The organism is Flavobacterium collinsii, assembly GCF_902804485.1.
In the GTDB taxonomy this organism is placed as follows: Bacteria; Bacteroidota; Bacteroidia; order Flavobacteriales; family Flavobacteriaceae; genus Flavobacterium; species Flavobacterium collinsii.
On record NZ_CADCST010000064.1, the window covers coordinates 148259 to 170115 of the forward strand.

The following is a 21857-nucleotide window of genomic DNA, read 5'->3' on the forward strand; positions in this document are numbered from 1 at the left end:
TATCGTTTAGCGGTTGCGTTTATTTTATTTTGGTATAGATTTTTCCCTTCCAAAACATTATTCTTTCCGGATTTTCAGGATGGTCAAACTTCATATCAAATTGGGCTTTTAAGATTCCTTTTTGCATGGCTTTTTTGTCCATCTTTATACTGCCATCCTTACACGAATAGGTTCGTTTTCCATCAACAATACTATTCAGCTCAATTCTTGGATTACAAATGACATTATTGATCATATAAAAGTGCAACACAGAATGGGTAGCCGCATTGGCCAGTGTATAACATTCAATGCTGTCTTTATTCAATCGTTTTGCTATTATTTCGGTAGCACCTGCGTACTCATAACACCAGGCTTCACATTTTAAACTCTGTTTTTGTGAAAAAGAAAAATCGCCATCGAGATTCTCAAACCATTGTATCTCGAAATCTTTGAAAGGAAACAGGCAAAAAACAAGGCTGAATAAAAGAACTGTGTATTTCATAAGAATTTTGAGTTAGTATGATACGAATTTAAAAAAAAACCTCTCCTGATTTGATGTTCATCATTAACACCTGCCTAACGGTCGCTTTTATTTAAATTCATTAAGCTTATCATTGCCCAAATCATATTCGTAAAGTTTATCAGTATCGCCATCGTAATACAGCCATTGAATAATAGTAAAACGTTTTTCAAATTCATAACCAATTCCCATAACTGTAAAATCCTTATTTTCTCTTTTTTGATTTTCTATTGAATAGCTAATTTGCTCTTTGTTTTTGATATGAAGCTGCAGAAGTTCGTTTTTTGAATTGGCAATGTAATATTCCGTCAGTAAATAAATCTTATCTAAAAAACCCTTTGAATAATCATCCTCTTTACTCCAATGGTATTTAAATTCCTTCTTGTACTCTTTTCTCATTTTAGAAACATTTCCATCTTTAATTTTCCTAACCGAAATCAACCAATCCTCAAGCATTGGAGTTTCGCCATCACCCGCAACATAAATGGTGTCTTTCTTCCATCGAATTTCACAAATATCGCCTCTTAATAAACTCCTGTCCTCATTCTTATCATTGACAAAGCTGTACAATTCATCTCCTTTTTTTGCAAAGAGAGAGGTGTAATCTCCATCGTCATTGTAATCTGAAAATTCAAAAATATCTTTAAAAACTTCTTCTTTAGCCTGAGTAATTTTAGAGTCCGTTTGTTTGGTATCCAATTTATGCTGATCTGTATTTTTTATCTCGTTTGTATTTTTTACCTTGTTTTCACAAGATTGCAAAACAAAACTTAAGAAGATGATGATTGATAAAAATAAGCTCTGGTTATTTCTCATTGTTTTTCTTTTGGTTGTTGATGGAAGGATTTTTATTTTAATATTTCTTATTTGAGTTAAAGTATAGCCTAAGAGTCTCGGATTTACAGGGTTTTTTATTTTACAAAAATTCCTGAGAACAACTTGTTTTTATCAAAAATCAAAGTTGTTTTGTAAGGTCCGTTTTTAATTTCAATATAGTTTGCGAATTTTAAATCTTCATAGTCAATTATTGATTTTTTGTCAAATAATTTGACTACGTCATCGAATTTCATACCTACGTTCAATCCATTTTCAAATGAAATTTCAACTTTTCTGAAGTCGTTTATAGCATACCCAACAATTAGGTTTTCTTTTCTATTTTCAGGGTTAACTTTGCTGGCGGATAAATAAAAATAAAAGTCATGATATTCATCCCGATACATAATTTCATTTACATTTCCGGTACTTCCATCAATTTCTTCCATTCGTTCAAAACTTTTGTTCATTTGAGATTTTGCAAAATCCTCTTCGGTTGATTTTCCTGTAATTAGATTATTTACATTCCAGTTTTTATCAATTTTTATAATGGGTTTGTTTTTAGTATCCTCCGGTTTGGTGCTGTTTTTTGTTAGTTCCTTGGTGTATTTTTCGCTATCACAACCTCCAAAATCAATGAGCCCGTTAAAAGTATCCCAATAACAAGTAGTAGATAAATTGGTGTTGTTCAGGATAATCAACCTGTCATAATCGGGTGCGAAAAAAATATATTTGTTCTCCTTTTTCAGATTCCAATATAAACCGTTGGCCGCATTGATGTTTTTTATACCCTTACCATATTTTAATTCTATCTTCTTTAAAATTTCCGTTTTTAAACCCGGAGTTTTCATTTCTATTCTCAGCCCGTAAATTTTACTTTCTGCATTAAAATTGAGTAAAGTCTTCTTTAACTCGTCTTCATTTTTGATTGGTTTTAAATCAATATGACCACCGCCAAATCTTGAAATACTATCTGTTTTGAGTTTTTCAGAGTTTATTTGAAAAAAGATTTTTTGTCCTTCCAGATCAATTCCTTCAAAACTATAATTTTCAGATTTTTCTACTTCAATCAACAAACAAAACGGGTATTCAATAGTTTCAACGCCAATAAGCACATTGTCATCGAAGTTTAGTACATCTTTGATTGGTTCGTTTAGATTTAATTTTAGTAAATCCATTTTCTTTTGTCCTTTGCAAGAAATCATAAATGGTAAAATTACAAGCAGTAATAAAAGTTTTTTCATTTTTAATTGGGTTAATCATTAGGTTAAAAAATTCCATTAGCGTAAAACAAAGCAATCATCAAAATGGTTATAAACAGACTGAAAATCATTGCTGCATTACGTAAATTATATTGTTGTCGTTTGTTAAACTCGTAGATTTCTGCTAACAGAAATAGTAAAAATACAATTGAAAAAATCAAACTTAATTCAAGAATTCGATCAATTTCAGTAACAAAACTAAACCTGTCTTCTTGTAAATATTCAGGCAAAGTATAATAAGCTCCATTATAAATTATTAGGAGAGCAATCAGTACTATCGCAATTCTAATTAAAATGAATTTGTAGATTCTCATAGGTTGCTATTTATCATACTTTATTAACGCCGATTCGTTTGTTTCGTTTTTAGTATTACTGCATATAGACGTCGGAACACAAATTTTAAAAAAAGATAACGCGAATGTAAGTTGATATAAATTCGTATCAAACAATTGAATATTCGTAAATATTCTTTATAAATCCGTATAAACCTTTTCGACTGTTAAGCATAATTTGTATTCGAAACTTTATTACGATGTTTTTTTTGCAGGTTCAATAATGAAGGCTTCTGACCCGAAAAATTAAAATTCCTGCACTCTACACTATAAAAACAGGTAGAATTACGCTTAAAAATTCGGATTTTACTGAGTTTATTTGTTATAGAATTTCATTCCCAAAAAGAATAAACCAATAACAAAACTACCTGACTATGGAAAACTATTTACACGGCTTACTCGACGAAGACAAAGACCCTATTATCAAGCAATACTTAAAGTACATTGACGAAGGAATCCCACGTACGGATAAACCAAAAGACGTATTGATCATTGGTGCAGGAATGGCCGGAATGGTAGCCGCAAGTCTGTTAAAGCAGGCCGGCCATAAGGTCACGATAGTCGAATCAAACACCCGTGTTGGCGGCAGGATCAAGACTTTCAGGAATTCTAAAAACAAAAAATATTTTGAAGACGACAGTGTTTATGGCGAAGCGGGCGCGATGCGTATCCCAACCATACACAGTATGGTTCTCAAATACATTGATAAACTCGGACTCAAAACTGAGCCTTTTTATTATCTGTCTGTCGATAAAGAACAAGCAATCGCATATCAGGCAGGCTCAACTAAAAAGGAGCCGGATGTTACTAGAAATTCTATTTTCTACGTTAACCGTAAACGTGTTGTCCAGAATAAATATATCCCAAAAGATAAAACTACTAAGGTCGATGTAAACAAACTACTGGACTTTAATCTGGAAACCAGCGAAAATAGACGTGCCGACGAGTTAATGGCCGATCTCATTAATCCGCTTAAGGCTTTTATTGCAGAAAATCCTGAGGAAAACTGGCCTGTACTGATCGAGCGTTACGGAGAATATTCGATGCGTCGTTTCTTAAAGGAAAATTCAAAATATTCAGAGAATGCCATTGAGATGATTGGGGTCATGCAAAATCTGGAGTCCAGAATGGCCTATGATTTTATCCAGAGTTTCATTGAGCAAAATATCATTAAGGATTCTACTCAGTTTCTGGAAATTGTTGGCGGAAGTGACCTGCTACCCAATGCGTTCTTTAAAGCGCATCACCTCGAAGAAAACACCTATTTTGATTGCAGAATGACCAAAATGATGCTCGTTAACAACAAGGTAAAGATAGAAGTGGATATTGAAGTAGAGCGTGACTTTCAGTTTTATGAAGACGCAGGATTCAAAGCATTAACAACACCTGTCGGTGAGCTCGAATTTGATGAGGTGATTGTCACCATACCCTTTTCGGCATTAAGACATGTTTACGTAACACCTCAATTTGATCAGCCCAAACGAAAAGCAATCCGCGAACTACACTACGATTCTGCTACTAAAATATTGCTGGAATTTCGTCAGAAATGGTGGCAGGAAGCACCCTATAATATTGTTGGCGGAGGTACGATTACTGATTTTTCGAACCGTTTCACCTATTATCCAAGCAATGATTTGGGAAGTAAAGGACATGGTCTCATACTGGCATCTTATTGCTGGTCTGACGAAGCAAGCCGCTGGGATTCTATGGATGATGACGACAGGTATTTTTATGCACTTAAAAACCTGGCCATCATGCACTCCGATGACAAGAAGGAACAGCAGCGTATTATCGACCTAGCCGTAATTACCTCGAGCATCAAGGACTATAAAAAGAAAGGCGGAAAATTAATTGGTGGTGCGACACAAAGCTGGATGCGCGATCCCTATGCCTATGGTGAAGCGGCAATATTTAATCCGGGGCAGTTAAACTTATTGCAGCGTCATATCATCTCAACCGAATGGGAAGGGAAAGCACATTTTGCCGGAGAGCATACTTCGCTGAAACATGCCTGGATTGAAGGCGCCATCGAGTCCGGAATTCGCACCGCACTGGAAGTCAACGAAAATACCGGTAACCTGAATAACCCCATTTAAGATGTCACAGAAAAAAATCACCGTTGCAAAATACCTGCAAATACGTCTGGAGCAATTAGGACTTACCCATTTATTTGGAATTGCAGGTAATTATACCGCGCCGTTTCTAAATACAATTCACGAAGACAAAAATGCAAAAATTAAAATCGTTAACGATACAAATGAAATAAATGCTGGGCATTGTACTGATGCTTACGCACGCCAAAATGGTTTCGCTGCAGTAGCGGTAACCTATGGCGTGGGCGCATTCACCTTACTCAATTCGGTTGCAGGTTCGTATGTAGAGCACTGTCCGGTACTTGTCATTAATGGAGCTCCAACGAACAAAGACCAACAACGAAGCCTTGTTCAGGGCATGCTGGCATCACATATGACAGGTGATATGTACAGTAACATCAATGTGTTCCGAAACGTTACCGTTGCGGCAGAGCAAGTCACAGGCTCATCAGATGCTCCTTATAAAATTGATGCAGTGTTGAATGCCTGTATTTTATATGGAAGACCCGTTTATTTAGAAGTTTTTGAAGATGCGTGGCGAATGGAATGCGATTCGCCTGTCGCTCCATTAGCAGAAAGAGAGGGCTCTAAATGTCAAACAAGTGCACGCAAGGCTGCCCAAAGAGTAGCGGCAATGGCACGCGGAAAAGAAATTATTTTCTGGGGTGGTATCGAAATCCAGCGTTACGGTATTCAGAAGGAATTCCTCGATCTGATTCAAACTACCGATACAGAATTTGTAACCTCTATACTTGGAAAATCAATCGTATCGGAAAATCATCCGAAGTTCAAAGGTGTTTTCAATGGTAAGGCATCACCAAAAGATGTCAAAGAACAATTCGAAAAAGCCCAACTAAAAATTGGCCTTGGCGTATGGACCACCGGTAAAAACCTGGGTGGTTTTGATGTCTGGAAAGAAGACACTGTACTTGCTAATCACAGCGGTGTAAGAATTGGTGCTTCTTATGTGGCCAATGTATCGCTAAGAGATTTTATCCTATTCCTGAAAGAAGAACTTACTAAAGTTACCTTTAGTGCTTACGAAATGTATGATAGTAATGAGCTATCTGAATCATTCTTCTTAGCTGATGACAGCATCACGAGAAAAGGGAAGCCGGTGCTTACTTATGATACCTTTTTCAAGCGAATCAATACTTTTATAGACGAGAGACATATAGTGGTTGCCGATGCTGGTTTTCCTTTATTGGGTGCCCAAGGCATCCGTATTGCGGAACCAAACGGATTCGTAGCGCAGGCATCATGGCTTTCGATAGGGTATTCTGTTCCTGCGGCAACCGGAATAAAATGTGCCCGACCTGATAAAAGGCCAGTAGTTTTTGTTGGGGATGGCGCTTTTCAGGAAACTTGTCAAGCGATATCTACACAGAATAAACTGAAACACGACACCATTGTTTTTGTTTTGGATAATGGTATTTATGGCATTGAACAAATGCTTGTTAATCCAAATCCGTTTCGCGGTGCAGACAAGGTAGAATATAGCATTCCCGATTTAAACAACGTTTATGATTACAACGAAATGCACCGTTGGAAATATGCGAAACTCGTTGATGTCTTTGGAGGCAAAGGTTTTGAAGTGAACACTCTCGACGAACTCGAGGAAGTTTTGAACCAGCTTGAGAGCATTACCGAAAATACCATTGTACACGTAAACATCCCTAAGACCTCTATTCCCGAAGCCATTGCTTATAAAACAGAGGAGCCCGGAGAGGATGAATTTCTGGATAAAAACTGGAGTCTATGTTAGGTTTAAAATGGAATGATTTTTAAAACATTCCGTCAAGATAAACAAGTTAACGTCAATTGAAGAACAACATATCACGACAAAAAAATGGACATTGTAAAACATAACAAATTAGCTTGGGACAATTACGTTGAAAAAAAAGACCATTGGACAATTCCCGTCTCCGAACAAGAATTAGAAAATGCAAAAAATGGAAACTGGAATATTGTTTTGACACCTAGAAAAAGCGTCCCTCGTAATTGGTTTCCCGAACTGAAAGGTTTGAAAATTTTAGGACTTGCATCAGGTGGCGGACAACAAGGACCTATTCTTGCTACTTTGGGGGCAGAAGTTACTATTTTTGACAATTCTGAAAAACAGCTGCAGCAAGACAAAACTTTAAGCGACAGATTTGACCTTAACATAAAAACAGTTCAGGGAGATATGAAAGATCTTTCTGCCTTTGCAGACAATTCGTTTGACCTGATTTTTAATCCTTGCTCAATAGTTTTTGTTGACAATGTTTTACCCGTTTGGAAAGAGTGTTTCAGGGTTTTAAAACCAAACGGAATTCTAATGACAGGCCTAATTAATCCGATTTCATTTCAACTTGACGAAGAAAATTTGAAGCTAATTTACAAGCAACCATTTTCTGACCTGCACTCATTGCCAGCTGAAAAATTAAAAGAATTGAAAAAAAATAAGGAAGCTTTAGTTTTTGGACATAGTCTGACAGACCAAATTAATGGTCAATTAGAGGCCGGTTTTAGCGTGACAAATCTGTATGAAGACATTTGGGGCGAAGAAAACAAAATAGACGAATTTTTTCCGTCTTTCATAGCAACAAGAGCCGTAAAACGACTATAATAACAGACGCTACAAGGGGTTATACGTCAAACTAGCTGACGTAAAAACCCTTGTGTGCGAAAGTTATTTTTGTATTCTCCATTTTACAAAATGATGCTACTGTTCAACTATCTTGTTTCGATAGTTATGGTCTAATCTTTATATTTTAAAACGAACGTTTCAAAGCTTATAGATCCTTTTTGAAAAGCCCAGCTTTTAGGTTTGAACCAATTGAACCTTCTGCTAATTGCAGGTAATTGCGTTTACTCTGATCTTTTTCAATTTTTACAGTTCCGGTAGTTTGTACGTTCTCCATCTTTAAAAAATCTGTTGCTGTTGCATCGTTACCACTCAACGGACCGCTACCATATCCTGCCAGATTGGTATAATCAGCAAAAAGACAATCATAAGCTTTGTACTGACGTGTACTTCCTTTTTCTCTTATCCATACCGTACTGCTGTTTGCTATAATGTTATGGTGGAAGTCAAAATTGTCTCCATTTGTACTTTGTGTAGTCCATACACCACTGAAATAACTACCATATACCAGTGAATAACGCATAACATTAGGGCTACCGGTCCCTCCATCGTTTTGCCAAAAAACAACCGGATTTTTGCAGTTGAAGAAAACACAATGATCGATAACCAAACCATAACCATTGGCTATAACTCCCACATGTAACGGTAATACATCAACGTCTCCGGCAAACAGGCATTGAGTTACAAGCAAATCGTCTAATTTTTTTCCATTACGCCATATAGGGTAAGAACGACGCAGATTGGTACCATCTATGTAAGAGTAATCCGGACTACCTGTAAATCGTAAACCTTCAATGGTTACATGGCTAACCTCAGGTTGGATCCCTTTTGCCTCTTCTCCTCCCACTCCCAGTGAAAGTGGAACTGCCGTTACTATAACCGGCATTTTTTGAGGAGTCCAGTCCGCGTCGTCAGGCATACTATACGCACGAATGACAAGACGGTTTTTAAAGGTATATTTGTCATTTGTGAATACAACTGTTTCCGTTAATAGGTGTACACCTTCTGAAAGATAGATTGTAGTTGCTCCCTGCTCTTTGTTTAGGTTTACTCGCTTGGCGGCCTCTGCAAGTGTTTTTAAAGGATTAGATTTCAATCCGGAATTTGCATCGTGGCCAATCTGAGGATTAACGTATAGCTGTTCTGCCTGCAAGGACAATACGCTCATAAAAACCAATAGAAAATTAAGTGTGAATTTTATCATATTCTTTTTTTTGTAAAATTAGAATACTTTTATCCTGCCAAAATGGTCATTTTATCTTTAAAAAGGTCATTTACATTTTCTTTCGATATTGTTGCGGTGTGGTCCCCGTAAATTTTTTAAAGAAACGGTTAAAATTGGACGGATCTGAAAATCCAAACTCATAGGAAATCTCTTTTGCGGATTTATTCTGGCTAAGTTGTTTCTTTATTTCTGAAATCAGTTTGTAATGAATCATCTGCTGGGCTGATAATCCACTAAATTGTTTGCAAATTTTATTAAGAAATGCAGAGCTAATATTGAGTATTTTTGAATAGGCTTCAACACTATGGTCCTCTACAAATTTCTTTTCCAATAAAGATCGAAATCGATAAAAATCTAAATGAACATAAGTATCCCCCTGAACATTGTGGACCGCTGCATAATATCGATTGAGAACTACAAGTAATTGATATAGAAGTGACCTTATCAAATGACTGCTATCATTCTGAAGCTGTCCAAACTCCTTTTCAATTCCATATAAAAGTTCAAGACATTTTTCAAATGATATCTCGGATATCTGCATCTCGGTTGGACTTGAATATTGATGGAAATATTGAAATCGATATAGAAATAGTTCATCCGAAAAAAAAAGATGAAGAAAATCTTTTTCAAAGAAAAGTGTATAGCCTCTTACCTCCTCCTTAATCTCCCAACGACGCACCTGCCCCGGACTTGTAAAAATAATAGTTCTTGGACTTATTACTATTTCATTCTCGTTCAATGTGATAGTCCCCGTTCCTTCTTCGATGAAAAGAACTTCGTAAAAGCTAAGTTGATGTAATGTATCATCTAATACAAAATTTTCCAATGTTTCGATACGTCCAATATCCAACAACAATTCCGAACCATACTTGTACGGAAGAAAATGATACGTTTTAACTTTTGTGACCAATGCCATTCCTTTATAATTTCTTGTTGTTTTTCAGATGAGCTAAAAATACAAATTTTTCATTGTCGGAAGGAATACCTTTTTTGCCACAAAACCTTAAGGCCACTTATTTTCCGTTTTTATCAAAAAGGAATTACTTATTTTCGACCTCTTTCTTATTAAGTCAATCTAGTATTAACTTATTCCAAGACGAAACATGTTAAACATGTCCTGGTCGGTTGTTTAGTTTAAAGGGGGGCTTTAGTTTTAAAAAAAAATGAACTAAACCTTATGGATAATGAATATGTAACTATCAAAATTTATTATTATTTCTATACTTATAAGTAAACTCTTTAGACTGTTTATCTCCCGGTAAATTATACTTCATTACTATTTCATAATTCCCGTATCGCATACACAAAAAATTAGCTTTTATAAAACGTTTTGCTATTAACTCAACACTAGTATCACCATTATTATAAGCATTAACAATCTGATTCTTTAAATCAATCCAATCCTCTTTATAAAGTAATGGCATATTGTATTTATAGGGAAAATTATCTCTCGTCCACGATTGGTTTGTGTCATTTCCTATATAAGTTATATATGCTGCACTTAGTGGTATTGCTTTAACAGGAATCACTCCTAATTCATTCGTATCTCTTTTACTTATAGAATAACTGTCATTTAAAGGATAATCTTTGTATAAATAAGGATAAACATCAATCGCATAATACTCATCGTTAAGTTTTGATTGTGCACTTATCATTGGTTTATTATCACTATAATTTACACCTTGAAGATCAACAATATCAAATGCTTCCTTACTTGAAATCGTATTGGTTAAATAAATAATATCTGAAGTCAACACGCCAAAATTAAAACTTTCAGTACTTATGGAATTCATTTTAGAAGTAAAATTTTTGTATTTACTTGTATGGAATGAATAAGATAAACGCTCAATACTTCCTTCAGCTTTAGACAATGCGTCGGCCTGATTTTCCCTTACTTTTATATCGTTCCCCTCATCATCAATCGTGTTTGTTTTGGCTGAGACTGTAGCATTTCTTGACGATGCTTGTTTTAAAGTACTCACTATCGAAAAATTATACCTCTTTTCCTGATCGATATTAGGTAAATGATAATACACTTCATTTGAATTGGTATTGTAGCTAAATGCAGCAGTCTTTGAATTAGAAGTTCCGTCCTGATCTAATTTAATACTGGTTTCCCAGCTGGCATCTTCAAACAAATAATCCTGCCCTCTTTTCAACTGGATGTATCCTTTGGGATATTCTTCTTCCAGGAAGTATTTTTGATTTACCACAGGATACGAATACTTAATATTATGCAAAGGAATGTGATTTGGCGCACCTCCCGTCGTAAAGAGTCTTTCCTCTAATTCAGTCGCTACTTTACCATCTATTTTTATTGGCTGAAAAACTCCCCCTACCATCTTTTGAAAACTAACCTCAACCTGAACTTTAAGCTGTTTATTCGGAGGTAAGATATCTGTTGAAACAAAATTAACTTTATCTTTCATAAAACTCCATTCGAAAGTACCCGGAATTTCTTTTGTACCATCAAAAACCTTGAATCGCTCTAAGATTATTTTGTAGGTTACATCGCCCGTATCCTCAGGAATTACAAAGGCTTCATTAACCTTCATTGAAAAGGCAGCTTGCGGTACGGCAAAAACATCAACATCTGCTGAATTCTGTTTTGGTGTCACATCAGTTATAAGCTTAAGTCCGCCAAGCGGCGATGCGTTCTCAAACTGACACTCTTGTCCAATCTCAAGCTTGAAACGGAATTTACCTTTAATTAATCCTCCTAGAACATTCATGTTTCCGCCTACATATCCACGCATCCAAACGGGGTTTGGTAATTTTGCCTGTAATAAAACGGCAGCCGCTCCTGAAATAATTGGAACTTTAAATCTCAAAAACGATAATTTAACTCTAATTCCAAGCTCCCCCTGCAGAAAAGCATAAGATTGTCCGTTAGCATACCAACCGTTAATTCCCACAGTCTTTCCTGTGTTAGAACATCTGGCTTCCTGATAATCTTTCAGCATAATATCAAACCCCATTCCTGCCTGAAAGCGAGCATAAAAAAGAAGAAAACTTAAATCTCCTGTATCAAAATCTAAACTCGCTCCAAAGGCCAAACCTCCTCCATTTGCAAGTTCATTCTCGTTACGCATGTAATCTAATTCTCTGGCGTCCACACCTAAAATACTCGCGACCTCCGGTGGTGGTGCCGGGCTTTCCGGAAGCAACGTACCAGCCATAAAATAACTTGTGGTTTTTAAGAACACACCAGCTACGCCAATTTTTATACCACATCTTAGTTTTGGTGTTCCCATGTACATATACCAGTCTTTAGGATCTTTATGAAAAACTCCCCAAACTGCTCTTCCTTCAGGACCGGTTCCGGAAAGAAAGTTTCCGGGTGTGTTAATGTATACATCCGTAGTGGCATGTATAGAATTGTTCTGAAAATCAAATTCTACTGCCACTGCCATTCGGATACCAACGTCAGCAGATAATGGTCCGGGAACTGCTTTATTTGCCTCCGGTATATACTTACTGGCAAAAGAACCTTTTAAGTCAGATTCGCTAACACCTAAGAAACTTGTTTTTGCATTGGCATCCTTTGCTACTTTTCCAATCAGATCATTAATTTTTTTCATTCCTGGTATTTCTGCCATAACATTTGCTTTTCCAAAAATGGCCAATCTATTTACCCCTCCTTTTGAGTTAAAAGCCATTTCAAATCCGGCTTCACCATCACAAATCGTTTCTGAGCCAAAGTGAAAATAAATTAATGCTTTTACTCCTAAACTTATTTTTTCATCGGGAGTATAACTTAGTCCTGACGGGGAGAAATCTGCAATGGAGATATCAGAATTACGTCGCATTTTATAATAAGCACCTCCACCAAAACCAGTAATCATAAAGGGGGTACCTGGTGTTGGAGGAAATTTTACTGCAGCATCAAAATACCAATACCTAAAAGTAGTACGTCCAAAAATAGCCTTCGCTTTTACATTTACAACTTTAGCAACATCGACTTCTAAATCTGCATTAAATCCGTCTCCATAAACAGGGTCTTTTTCCATTAAGATAAGACCACCTTTAATCGTCAGTCCGCTAAATTGACAATCAATATTGATTGCCGATAAATCCAGTCCGTCGTAACGGCTTCTTTGTCGATAACCATCATTGTACATTTTGCCTTTTATCCCAATACGAGCCGTGGCCCCTGCTCCAACAGCATCCATCAAATTAATCCCTAAATCAAAATCGATTCGGGAATCATCTCCATTAATCATCACATTTATATTGCCTATCGAAACGGGGAAATTACCAAAGGATACCATACCCTTATACCCCATATTTCGAACAGAAATAAATGGAGAAACGGTCTGCAATTGCAAATTCTCAAAAGAAATTCCTTTAAAATCGACAGTACGTTTCCCCTCAATATCCTTGTCATCTGAAGCACTCTTATTTGTTCCAATAGAAACGGTTCCGTTTAAATTAGCTTTGGGTAAAAACCTTCCATTGACCAATTTTAACTCAACAGAACTATTAGGCAGCAATAAGGCTTTAGCTTTCCAGATATCAAAAGATAAGGAGTCTTTAGTAACAACAACTAACTGCTGCTCACTCATGGATATAAATCCATTGTAAAACAACCCCTTTCTATTCGTTTGGGCCTGCTTAGAATTTGTTGCAGTTGTCGCTGTCGATTTAGTAATTGGCAGTAAGATTTCTCCGCTTAGATTTGCTTTTACAAAAGTATTAGCTGCAATAGTAACATCAATATGATCTAAAGAATAGGCCCATGATTTTTCCTGACTGGTAATACCTCTATCCAACGGAAAAACGTTATCGGCGTAAAAAGTTCCCGAAACCCCGAATTTGTCAATAATAAGGTTACGGGCTCCTACAAAAAGTCTCTCTTTACTTGATGCTGTATCTGTAGTTTGAAATTCCTTAGGTAAACCAACATCAAAAGTCTGAATAAAAACTCCCTTCCATGCTTCCTGACTAGGGGCTAAAAGTGCATTTTTTATATAATATTCCGGAAAGGTAGTTATTGGGTCATTTTTTAAGTCGCTTAGATCCAGGACCGCATTATTTACTAAAAACTGAAAATTACCCTCAAAATCTTTTCCATTTCGTTTATCTTTTAAAACAAAGGGTTGCAAGCTTACATTCACTAAAATGTCATTCCAACTGCTTGCCATAAAACTAAACTCTCCCCTGACACGATTAGGAATCTGAACCGTTTTCCCATTGTAATACGTTTTTGGAACGGTTAATAAGGCTTCGTCAACTGTATTGGTTGCGGGATCAATAGGCAATATCAAGTTCCTTGAAAACTCAACAGCTCCCGAAATTTTCATTTCTTTAAACCCATTACAATCAATAGTTACGTAAGTTAGGTCATTGACATTACCGGTAGCCATATCAAAACCACCATATAAAGAAACCTGCCATTTATTATCGCTGAACGGAATATCAACATTGCCCAACAATACTAATTTGGCTTCTCCCATAATTCCCCCCTGATGCGATAATTTTACATTATCGGCACCAAAAAACAATTGCATTGGTTGCCCGTTTTTATCTTTTTGCGGAATATCAATCCTACAAAAAACGGTAAGTGTTGTATATTCTGCTGAAAAAACTGCTTTTGTAATTCCAATCGAGTATTGAACATTGTTTACTGTATTACGAATTCCGATTGGCAACTCAACCAAATCCTGATTCGAGAATTTATCAACCCAACGATCAGACGCTTCAATCTTCTCGATTGAACTCGATGCCGTACCAACTTGCTGCACAGCTGCAATTTCCTGCCCGTAAGAAAAAACAACCGAAAGCATAATCAATAATAACGATAATTGTATTCTGTAAAACCTTTTCATTAGCAAACCTCCTTCTTCTATTTTAAAATAAAGCATAGTAACTTCTTGTTATAATTCTTTAGTTATTCTTTAAATATCTAAATTCAACCTCATTATCTTTAACATATTTAAGAGCTAAATTGTGATAAAAAGGAATTAATTTGATTTTTAATTCTTCAATTATTTCTCCATCTGTTTTCTTCTGTTTCATCATTTTAAAGAAGTAACCCAATTCATTTTTATTAAAATTGGAAAGATTTTCATTTTGATGAATTTCATCTGCCGAGACATTAGCCAGAATTGAAATCTCATTGATTATCCACCGATGTACTACTAAGGGCTGCAATTTTTTATTTTTCCGTTCTACCAGTTTTAAATAAGAATTATAACTTATTCTGTTTGTAACATCCTGTTCGTTTAAACCATGCATTTTATGTTTATTCACTCTTCCCAAAGCCATGACATAATCATTTTCAAACCCTTCATCTTTTCGAATCATTTCTTCCTTAAGACTTTTCACGGTTTCAAGAATGAACCTATTATATCGGTCTAAGATGTTGTTGTTTAAATCGTGGACTTCTAAGTAATTCAGTGTCTTTTCTTTAAAACTCTCATCGTCAGCAGTTAGGATAGTAAGAGTCAGTAAATGTTTTAAATCCTCTAAATCCTCCCTAGGCATTGGTCGTAATGCTAATTGCAGATTTTCAAGCTGTTTGAAAATTTCATTTCTGGTTCCTTCGTAAGTCTTTCCTTTATACTTCACTTTTAAAATAGGATTCGTAGCAATTTTAGCTTCTTCTTTGGATTCCTTCTTTGCCGGTAATTTAATCTTATCCAATAAATAAGAGTAATTTAAAGTTGCCGTTAAATCGTTAAATCCCTTAGCAGTAGAGCTGTTTCTAAACATTGAAATAATACTCATATTAAAATTATGCTTTTCGAGGAGTGCACAACTGTTATTGAACTTAACTCCAAAAACAGAACTCGAATTCGCATTACTCTGAGAATTATTATAAAGAAATCCCAAATTAGTATTCAACTTGTCTTTAAGCATTTTTTTTGAAGCTCCAACAGCTCCTCCAACTGACGAATTATTATTTCTTACTACTTCATTGCTGGTGTAGTTAATTGAACTGTTTAAAGCTACTTTAACTCCTATCAAATTAATCGAGTGCGCCAAATTATAATTCTGAACAGTACTTGCCTGTCCTTTTCGTATTATTCCACCTTGCTCATTGGCCTGACCGGCAATGCTATAATTAAAATTTAAGTTTTGATTCTTTTTTCTCCCAAAAACATAGGACATATTTACATTGGCATTCTGTGATAACTGCCTGTAATCTAAAGTATCAGAGTGAACTAGATTAGGGTTATTAATAAGTTCAAACTGATCCAGTTTTTTATTAGTATGTATTGAAAAATTAGAATAACTCCCCATAACATTCAATTCATCCGTTACTCTGAAATTCATATTAATTGCCCCTACAACCCGTTTCGTGTCCTGTTTTTTAGCTTTAGCCAAATCATCTCTTTGATAGCCTAAACTGCTCGATACCGTAATTCTATCCTGGTAAAAAGGACGCGAAAAACGCAAGGCAATATTTTCTAAGTCATTGTTAAAATACAGTGCTCCTAAAGTATTGTAGTTTGGATCAATCCGCTCATATGTTAAACCGACAATACTCTTTTGAATATTGTAATCAAAATTGACATTTAATGCGTTCATAAAGCTTGTACTTTCTTTACCGGAAAATAACTTATCTCTAAAACTTCCACCTGATATTGTATTACTTCGAAGATCATCTGTTAAAACAGACAAAGCATACTCTACATTAAAATTTAAATTTCTCATCAAAGAAGTATTAAAAATCAAACTATTTACAAAGTTTTCTTTTGGTGTAACTCCTTTATCATTCCTTAAGTTCAAGGAATTAACATCGTCTTTGGCATAAAAACCAATCCAGCCTATTTTATACTTTTTCTGTTCAAAATCTATTTTTGCTCCGTATCCAAAACGTTGATATACGGGAATTCCTCCTGAAGCATCTTCCTCTGAAACTGCTTTGAGTAACTGTCCTCCCATTAAAGATATTTTAAACGGACTTTGTGGCGTAAGTTCTAAGCCAATTCCTTTAAACGGAAAACCGCTTAACGTATAGGGTGAAAATGTCATACTGGCGTTACCTATATAGGCTTTCACCCATTTGTATTTGGGCATAATACTCAATCTGTTAAAATCAAATGGAGCTGTATACCCTAAGTTATTTCCCTGATTGGTAACACTATAAGATAATGGAACACTAAAATTAAATGCGCTAATATTCAGGTTTCCTGAAAGCAAGTAGGTAAAAGGCTCACGCTGATCTGGCATATTAGATTTATAATACATCATATTGGCATTAACATTACCGGTAACTTTAAAATTTGGCTTATAAAAATTCTCTAAATCAACATCCTGAGCATATCCTTTTTTGCAAATACAACAAACAAAAACAATACATAACCCAAATAAGATTCTCTTATTTAATCTCTTCATTTATTGATTATTCTTTTTGTACTTTGATGTCACACAGGATATAAGAACCTGCTCCGTTCTTTACCATATCTTTAATTTTTATAGCCCCTTTTCTTCCATTTTGTGTTTTAAACAAAACAATTCCTGGATGCATAAAACCAAAGTCCTGAGCTCCTGCCGCACTATAATTTATATTTAAGAACTTTATTGGGCTATCATTTACCATAGCGTCAAATTGCGCTTCGTTAAAATTCAAACCACAATTACACAAATTCTGAGAATTTACAAAAATGGTATTTTGTTCATTTTTGAGTGCCGAAAAACCATAATTGTTTACCTGATTGGGCGATATAAATTTATTATAGCCGAAATTACCATTCAACCCCTGAAAAACTACATCTATTAAACTGCTGTTCTGATCGTTAATTTCATTTGCTTTATAAACCTGCCTCGTTACAGTTGAAAACATAGCACCAATATTATTCCCGTTATGGGCTGTATTTATTCCCAATTTAATATTGGTCAGAGTACGCAAATTAGTATCCGGCAACACCGTAATTGTTGTTTTAAAAATCTGGATTGTTTTATCGTTTGAAGCTTCTAATGTTAGTTCATGACTTCCTACTCCACTAAACACAACTGTTGGATTCTCTTCTGTTGATGTTGCGGGATTTCCCCCTTCGAAACTCCATTTATAATTCGTCGCACTAACCGATTTGTTGCTAAAATTAATCGTTACCGGAGCCTCATAATCATCATCTTCAAACTTTGGTTCATACGAAAACAGGCTCACTAAAAACGGAGCAACTGTGATATTTTTTATTACTTTTTCTGTTTCAAAGCCATTAGAAACGGTTAGAGTAATTGTGTGATCACCCGGAGTAGTAAATACTGCATTGGGAGGTGTTTTTCCTGTGAAATTTGCAGGTATTCCATCCTCAAAATTCCATACATAAGTAAGTCCCTCACCTGCGGTATTATTAGTTAAAATAACTTCTACCGGTGAATAATTGCTTTTTACAATTTCATGTGTAAAGTCAATATGGATTCCTTCTTTAATCACAACCGTTTTGCTAATTTCTTTACTCTCACCGTCTATATTCGCAGCTTTCAACTTTATGGTATAAGTGCCTTGCTTTTCATATAAAACCTCTCCCGGATTTTTCAAGTTTGAGCTACTCGGGCTTCCGCCTTCAAATGCCCATTCGTAGGTATCTGCACCTGTAACTTTGCTATCTATTTTAACGATAACTGGTGCTGATTCATCTGCGTTTACATACGATGTCGTAAAATCACCATCAACTATCATTGAGGTTTCCTTATAACACGAAGTAATTACTGTAAATAAAAATAAGAATATAGTTTTTTTCATGATTACAATTTTGAAACCACTACAATACTTAGATTGTAGTGGTTTTTTTATTTTTTTATTTTGCCGTTACAGCAAATTTGGAGTGGAAGTCAGATATTTTAATTAAATACAAACGTATTTCTAAATACAAATCGTTTCCTTTAATCTTCATCATTCTAATATCTTTACAATCTAACGAAAAATGAGTATCACCTTTTCCTACTTTAAATTCTCCGTCTTTGAAAAGTGACAAAGTATTATCCCGAAGATTTACTTTATAGATGCCTTATCCGCTAACTAATACATATAAATCATTCTTACAATCAAATACGATGTCATGATAATAGGCAACTACATTTGTAGTCGAAATTAAAGTTGATACTTTCCATTCATTATTTACATATTCAAGTTTACTAATATTAGAACTAACAAAAGCTGTAGATGCTCCTGTACTCATATTATCAATTAGGTACAAAACATTATTTTGAGAAATTATTTACTGCAGTTATTTTCATAATCTCCTAACACTTTTATCAATCCTTCAAGTGTTTTAAAATTATAGTTTTCAAACACGAATGAATCACATTTTAGATATTCGATGACATTTTTCTTCAATTTATCGTTGCTTGATTTGTTTGTGTACAAGCCCTTTTCTTGTGTTGGAATTTTTATAATAAAATCAGATGACAAAACTGGATCTACCAAAACCATGTAACCATCTTTCTCATACAAAATTTTATAAAAACTTGAAAAATCAAAGCTTAAAGAATTTAGGCTTCCAGCAGTAGCCATTGTATTCCCTATCGTTTTTAATCCTAAATAGCACTCTCCGGAATTTAAACAAAAACGGATTCCATTTTTTGACTTAAAAGATTCGTTTTTGCTTTTTCCCTTTTCATTTGTGTAAGTAAGAGTTACTGTTTTGCCATAAGTGGTAATATCTGTTATACCATTGCTGCTATTCTTATTAATAGTTACGTCTTCAAATAAGGCATTAAGAGTACCTTCTCTTTTTTGTCCTTTTTCATCAATCAAATAACCAGATACATCATAAATGTTCTTTGAATTACTTTTGGCTTCATCGAGCGCTTTACCAGTTTGTTGGGCATCTTCCATTCTTTGTTCCTGGATTACTCCTTTCATTTGTTCTCCCAACTCATATCCATTATAAAGTAACGTTGCCACAATGTTTACTGCATTTTGATCCTTACTAAGGGGAAATGCAGCTGAATATCCAACTAATTTTATTTTAAATACCTTTCTATCAATAGTCAGCAATTCTTGTATTAAATAAGAATTATTATTAGGATTTAAACCACCTTGTTGATAGTACTCACCAACTTTTATGTTATTAGAATCAAAAACTGTATAATCAACATGAGTAGATTCTATCAGGTCTTTGGTAGATCGCCTGGAAATTTTCCCTACCAAAACATTGTTCTTTAAAATATTTCCAACTCCGTCAATAGCTATTTTATCCTTATTGTATAATGCTATGGCATTGTTGTAATCTTCTGTAATTTTTCTCTTTTTTAATTCCAACTCTTCAGAAATCTTGGTCGTACCTGTATCTGTCATCTCTTTTAATAAGCTTTCATTAATTCCTTGTGCAGATAATAAAGGACGTGGAGACTCAATAAGATTGGCAACCAGATTTTTTTCATATCCAAACGAGGATCCATTTGGTGATTTTACATAAGGAATTTCCGTTTTTTTATTGGTTGCTGCATCTGTGATTTCATACCAATAATCAAATGCACCATTATCATAAACCACCTGCTTGACTTCAACGGTCATTTTAGGAGTTTTGTCTAAACTACTAATAGTATAAAGTGCTTTCTTATTATCTATCAAGGCAATTGCCTGATCATCAATTACTATTTTACTTCCCTTTACTTTAAAATTCTGGGCATGGTTTACTACACTTATCAAAACCAATGCAATTGTCATAATTTGTTTTCTCATTTCATTTATCTATTTATTTTATAAAACTTTTTTTCATTTTTTTGTAAAATTTGTTGATTGTTTTGCATGTCAACAAAACCTCCTAAGTCAATTTTGATCTTTCTACCTTCATCGTATTGCATTAAAAAATACTATTAATAGGGTTAAAAAATAAATTTTAATATGTAAATACCTTTTATTAATTAATTTTAATCATAATATAACCTAGCCTATTTGTTCAAATGGCTAGGTTATTCTTCAATTATAAAGTGTGGTATTGTTGGTATGTTTAAAATTGTAAGCTTAACTATGGGAGTGATAAAGCTTACAATAATATCTAAGTTGGTTTATACTATTTTAAAAGATTTTATTCTTCACTTTGACTATCAAACTATTTTCTTCCTAATCCCCCGCTCCGCACGAATCCTTTCGTGTGGTACGTTTCTACTTGCACTCTCAGAATTACGAAATTTATAGTTTCTACTCATTTTTAATATTGTAAACCTTTATAACGAGACTAGGCCTTAACATAAATACTGCCACACGAAAGGATTCGTGCGGGAGCTTGGGGTAGCCTAGGAAAAATTATTCTTCTATCCTCTCATATTTTTTTGATAATGGTTCAATAATATCATCTTCAAATAATTTTACTTTTCTATATTTATCCAATGAAAACCAGCCAAAATCATCATTTATCTGACCATTAATTTTAATCAACATAAAACTAGAAAAATCACCATCCTCACTCGGAAAACTTATTATATATCTCGTCTTTTCTTTCTCTAAATAAATTATTACATTTTCTCTTTCAAAAGCACTGCTTTTAACAATAGTATCATATATAATAATGTTTTGTCCTTCAAAAATTTTTCTAAATTCATTTATACTAATTTTAGCATGTGCTTCAAATTTATAATTTTTGATTTTTCCAGTTCCACCAGATCCAGCACCATAAGAATAGAGAAAAGCAAAACCAATCCAGTACAAAATAATTATACTACATACTAAAACACCTAAAACAATCGACCATTTGATAACTTTCATAATTTAATATTTTTTCATTTTTTTCCCCCGTTCCCGCACAAATCCTTTCGTTTGGTACGTTCTACTTGCACTCTCAGAATTACGAAAATTATAGTTTCTACTCGTTTTTAATATTTTAAACCTTTATAACGAGACTAGGCCTTGACATACATACTGCCACACGAAAGGATTCGTGCAAGAGCGGCGGGATGAAAAATGGTTTTTAGTAAAGTAATCGGCATACAATTCAATCAACTTCTACTCTTTTATATTTCTTTGATAAAGGTTCAATTATAACCTTCTCAAATAATTTTACCTTTCGATATTTTTCAATAGAAAACCAGCCAAAATCATCATTTATCTGACC

The 21857-nt window shown here is 34.6% G+C and carries 16 protein-coding genes; 3 read left to right on the forward strand and 13 right to left on the reverse strand.

Features of this window, described 5'->3' with window-relative positions:
* Positions 1 to 19: 19 nt before the first annotated feature.
* The 4 genes from FLA105534_RS04815 to FLA105534_RS04830 all read right to left on the reverse strand — a co-directional run bounded on the left by FLA105534_RS04815 (position 20) and on the right by FLA105534_RS04830 (position 2888).
* Complete coding sequence (locus tag FLA105534_RS04815; protein WP_173964899.1) at positions 20 to 481, reverse strand: hypothetical protein; 462 nt, start codon at positions 479 to 481, stop codon at positions 20 to 22.
* An 87-nt stretch (positions 482 to 568) separates the two neighbouring features.
* Positions 569 to 1315 (reverse strand): hypothetical protein, encoded by a 747-nt coding sequence (locus FLA105534_RS04820; protein ID WP_173964900.1) that lies wholly within the window; start codon positions 1313 to 1315, stop codon positions 569 to 571.
* 95 nt (positions 1316 to 1410) lie between these two features.
* Positions 1411 to 2556 (reverse strand): hypothetical protein, encoded by a 1146-nt coding sequence (locus FLA105534_RS04825; RefSeq protein ID WP_173964901.1) that lies wholly within the window; start codon positions 2554 to 2556, stop codon positions 1411 to 1413.
* 23 nt (positions 2557 to 2579) lie between these two features.
* Positions 2580 to 2888, reverse strand: a complete 309-nt coding sequence (locus tag FLA105534_RS04830; protein WP_173964902.1) for a hypothetical protein — start codon at positions 2886 to 2888, stop codon at positions 2580 to 2582.
* A gap of 392 nt (positions 2889 to 3280) precedes the next feature.
* On the opposite strand from FLA105534_RS04830, the gene FLA105534_RS04835 reads away from it, so the two are divergent.
* The 3 genes from FLA105534_RS04835 to FLA105534_RS04845 all read left to right on the forward strand — a co-directional run bounded on the left by FLA105534_RS04835 (position 3281) and on the right by FLA105534_RS04845 (position 7607).
* Positions 3281 to 5002, forward strand: coding sequence for a flavin monoamine oxidase family protein (locus FLA105534_RS04835; protein WP_173964903.1), 1722 nt, complete (start codon positions 3281 to 3283; stop codon positions 5000 to 5002).
* Position 5003: 1 nt separating this feature from the next.
* Positions 5004 to 6764 (forward strand): alpha-keto acid decarboxylase family protein, encoded by a 1761-nt coding sequence (locus tag FLA105534_RS04840; protein ID WP_173964904.1) that lies wholly within the window; start codon positions 5004 to 5006, stop codon positions 6762 to 6764.
* Between the two features lie 84 nt (positions 6765 to 6848).
* Positions 6849 to 7607 (forward strand): class I SAM-dependent methyltransferase, encoded by a 759-nt coding sequence (locus tag FLA105534_RS04845; protein ID WP_173964905.1) that lies wholly within the window; start codon positions 6849 to 6851, stop codon positions 7605 to 7607.
* Between the two features lie 166 nt (positions 7608 to 7773).
* On the opposite strand, the gene FLA105534_RS04850 is transcribed toward FLA105534_RS04845, so the two are convergent.
* The 9 genes from FLA105534_RS04850 to FLA105534_RS04890 form a co-directional block, all read right to left on the reverse strand.
* Positions 7774 to 8829, reverse strand: a complete 1056-nt coding sequence (locus tag FLA105534_RS04850) for a hypothetical protein (RefSeq protein WP_173964906.1) — start codon at positions 8827 to 8829, stop codon at positions 7774 to 7776.
* A gap of 70 nt (positions 8830 to 8899) precedes the next feature.
* The gene (locus FLA105534_RS04855; RefSeq protein WP_173964907.1) at positions 8900 to 9766 is read right to left on the reverse strand and encodes an AraC family transcriptional regulator; all 867 of its coding nucleotides are present in this window, start codon (positions 9764 to 9766) and stop codon (positions 8900 to 8902) included.
* Positions 9767 to 10049: 283 nt separating this feature from the next.
* Positions 10050 to 14714: a hypothetical protein gene (locus FLA105534_RS04860; protein ID WP_246253164.1), complete on the reverse strand. Its 4665-nt coding sequence runs from the start codon at positions 14712 to 14714 to the stop codon at positions 10050 to 10052.
* A gap of 22 nt (positions 14715 to 14736) precedes the next feature.
* On the reverse strand, positions 14737 to 17193 hold the full coding sequence (locus FLA105534_RS04865; RefSeq protein WP_246253165.1) for a hypothetical protein: 2457 nt from the start codon (positions 17191 to 17193) through the stop codon (positions 14737 to 14739).
* A gap of 7 nt (positions 17194 to 17200) precedes the next feature.
* Positions 17201 to 18544 carry a PKD domain-containing protein gene (locus FLA105534_RS04870; protein ID WP_173964908.1) on the reverse strand — a complete coding sequence of 448 codons (1344 nt, stop codon included), beginning with the start codon at positions 18542 to 18544 and terminating at the stop codon, positions 17201 to 17203.
* A gap of 55 nt (positions 18545 to 18599) precedes the next feature.
* Positions 18600 to 18776, reverse strand: coding sequence for a hypothetical protein (locus FLA105534_RS04875; RefSeq protein ID WP_173964909.1), 177 nt, complete (start codon positions 18774 to 18776; stop codon positions 18600 to 18602).
* A 33-nt stretch (positions 18777 to 18809) separates the two neighbouring features.
* Positions 18810 to 18980: a hypothetical protein gene (locus FLA105534_RS04880; RefSeq protein ID WP_173964910.1), complete on the reverse strand. Its 171-nt coding sequence runs from the start codon at positions 18978 to 18980 to the stop codon at positions 18810 to 18812.
* 35 nt (positions 18981 to 19015) lie between these two features.
* Entirely contained in the window at positions 19016 to 20488 is a 1473-nt protein-coding gene (locus FLA105534_RS04885) for a hypothetical protein (protein WP_173964911.1), read from the reverse strand.
* A gap of 564 nt (positions 20489 to 21052) precedes the next feature.
* Complete coding sequence (locus FLA105534_RS04890) at positions 21053 to 21511, reverse strand: hypothetical protein (RefSeq protein ID WP_173964912.1); 459 nt, start codon at positions 21509 to 21511, stop codon at positions 21053 to 21055.
* Positions 21512 to 21857: the final 346 nt, after the last annotated feature.

Coding starts and splice junctions, on each gene's coding strand:
- FLA105534_RS04815 (WP_173964899.1), bottom strand. CDS start 481: ATGAAATACACAGTTCTTTTATTCAGCCTTGTTTTTTGCCTGTTTCCT.
- FLA105534_RS04820 (WP_173964900.1), bottom strand. CDS start 1,315: ATGAGAAATAACCAGAGCTTATTTTTATCAATCATCATCTTCTTAAGT.
- FLA105534_RS04825 (WP_173964901.1), bottom strand. CDS start 2,556: ATGAAAAAACTTTTATTACTGCTTGTAATTTTACCATTTATGATTTCT.
- FLA105534_RS04830 (WP_173964902.1), bottom strand. CDS start 2,888: ATGAGAATCTACAAATTCATTTTAATTAGAATTGCGATAGTACTGATT.
- FLA105534_RS04835 (WP_173964903.1), top strand. CDS start 3,281: ATGGAAAACTATTTACACGGCTTACTCGACGAAGACAAAGACCCTATT.
- FLA105534_RS04840 (WP_173964904.1), top strand. CDS start 5,004: ATGTCACAGAAAAAAATCACCGTTGCAAAATACCTGCAAATACGTCTG.
- FLA105534_RS04845 (WP_173964905.1), top strand. CDS start 6,849: ATGGACATTGTAAAACATAACAAATTAGCTTGGGACAATTACGTTGAA.
- FLA105534_RS04850 (WP_173964906.1), bottom strand. CDS start 8,829: ATGATAAAATTCACACTTAATTTTCTATTGGTTTTTATGAGCGTATTG.
- FLA105534_RS04855 (WP_173964907.1), bottom strand. CDS start 9,766: ATGGCATTGGTCACAAAAGTTAAAACGTATCATTTTCTTCCGTACAAG.
- FLA105534_RS04860 (WP_246253164.1), bottom strand. CDS start 14,714: ATGCTTTATTTTAAAATAGAAGAAGGAGGTTTGCTAATGAAAAGGTTT.
- FLA105534_RS04865 (WP_246253165.1), bottom strand. CDS start 17,193: ATGAAGAGATTAAATAAGAGAATCTTATTTGGGTTATGTATTGTTTTT.
- FLA105534_RS04870 (WP_173964908.1), bottom strand. CDS start 18,544: ATGAAAAAAACTATATTCTTATTTTTATTTACAGTAATTACTTCGTGT.
- FLA105534_RS04880 (WP_173964910.1), bottom strand. CDS start 18,980: ATGAGTACAGGAGCATCTACAGCTTTTGTTAGTTCTAATATTAGTAAA.
- FLA105534_RS04885 (WP_173964911.1), bottom strand. CDS start 20,488: ATGAGAAAACAAATTATGACAATTGCATTGGTTTTGATAAGTGTAGTA.
- FLA105534_RS04890 (WP_173964912.1), bottom strand. CDS start 21,511: ATGAAAGTTATCAAATGGTCGATTGTTTTAGGTGTTTTAGTATGTAGT.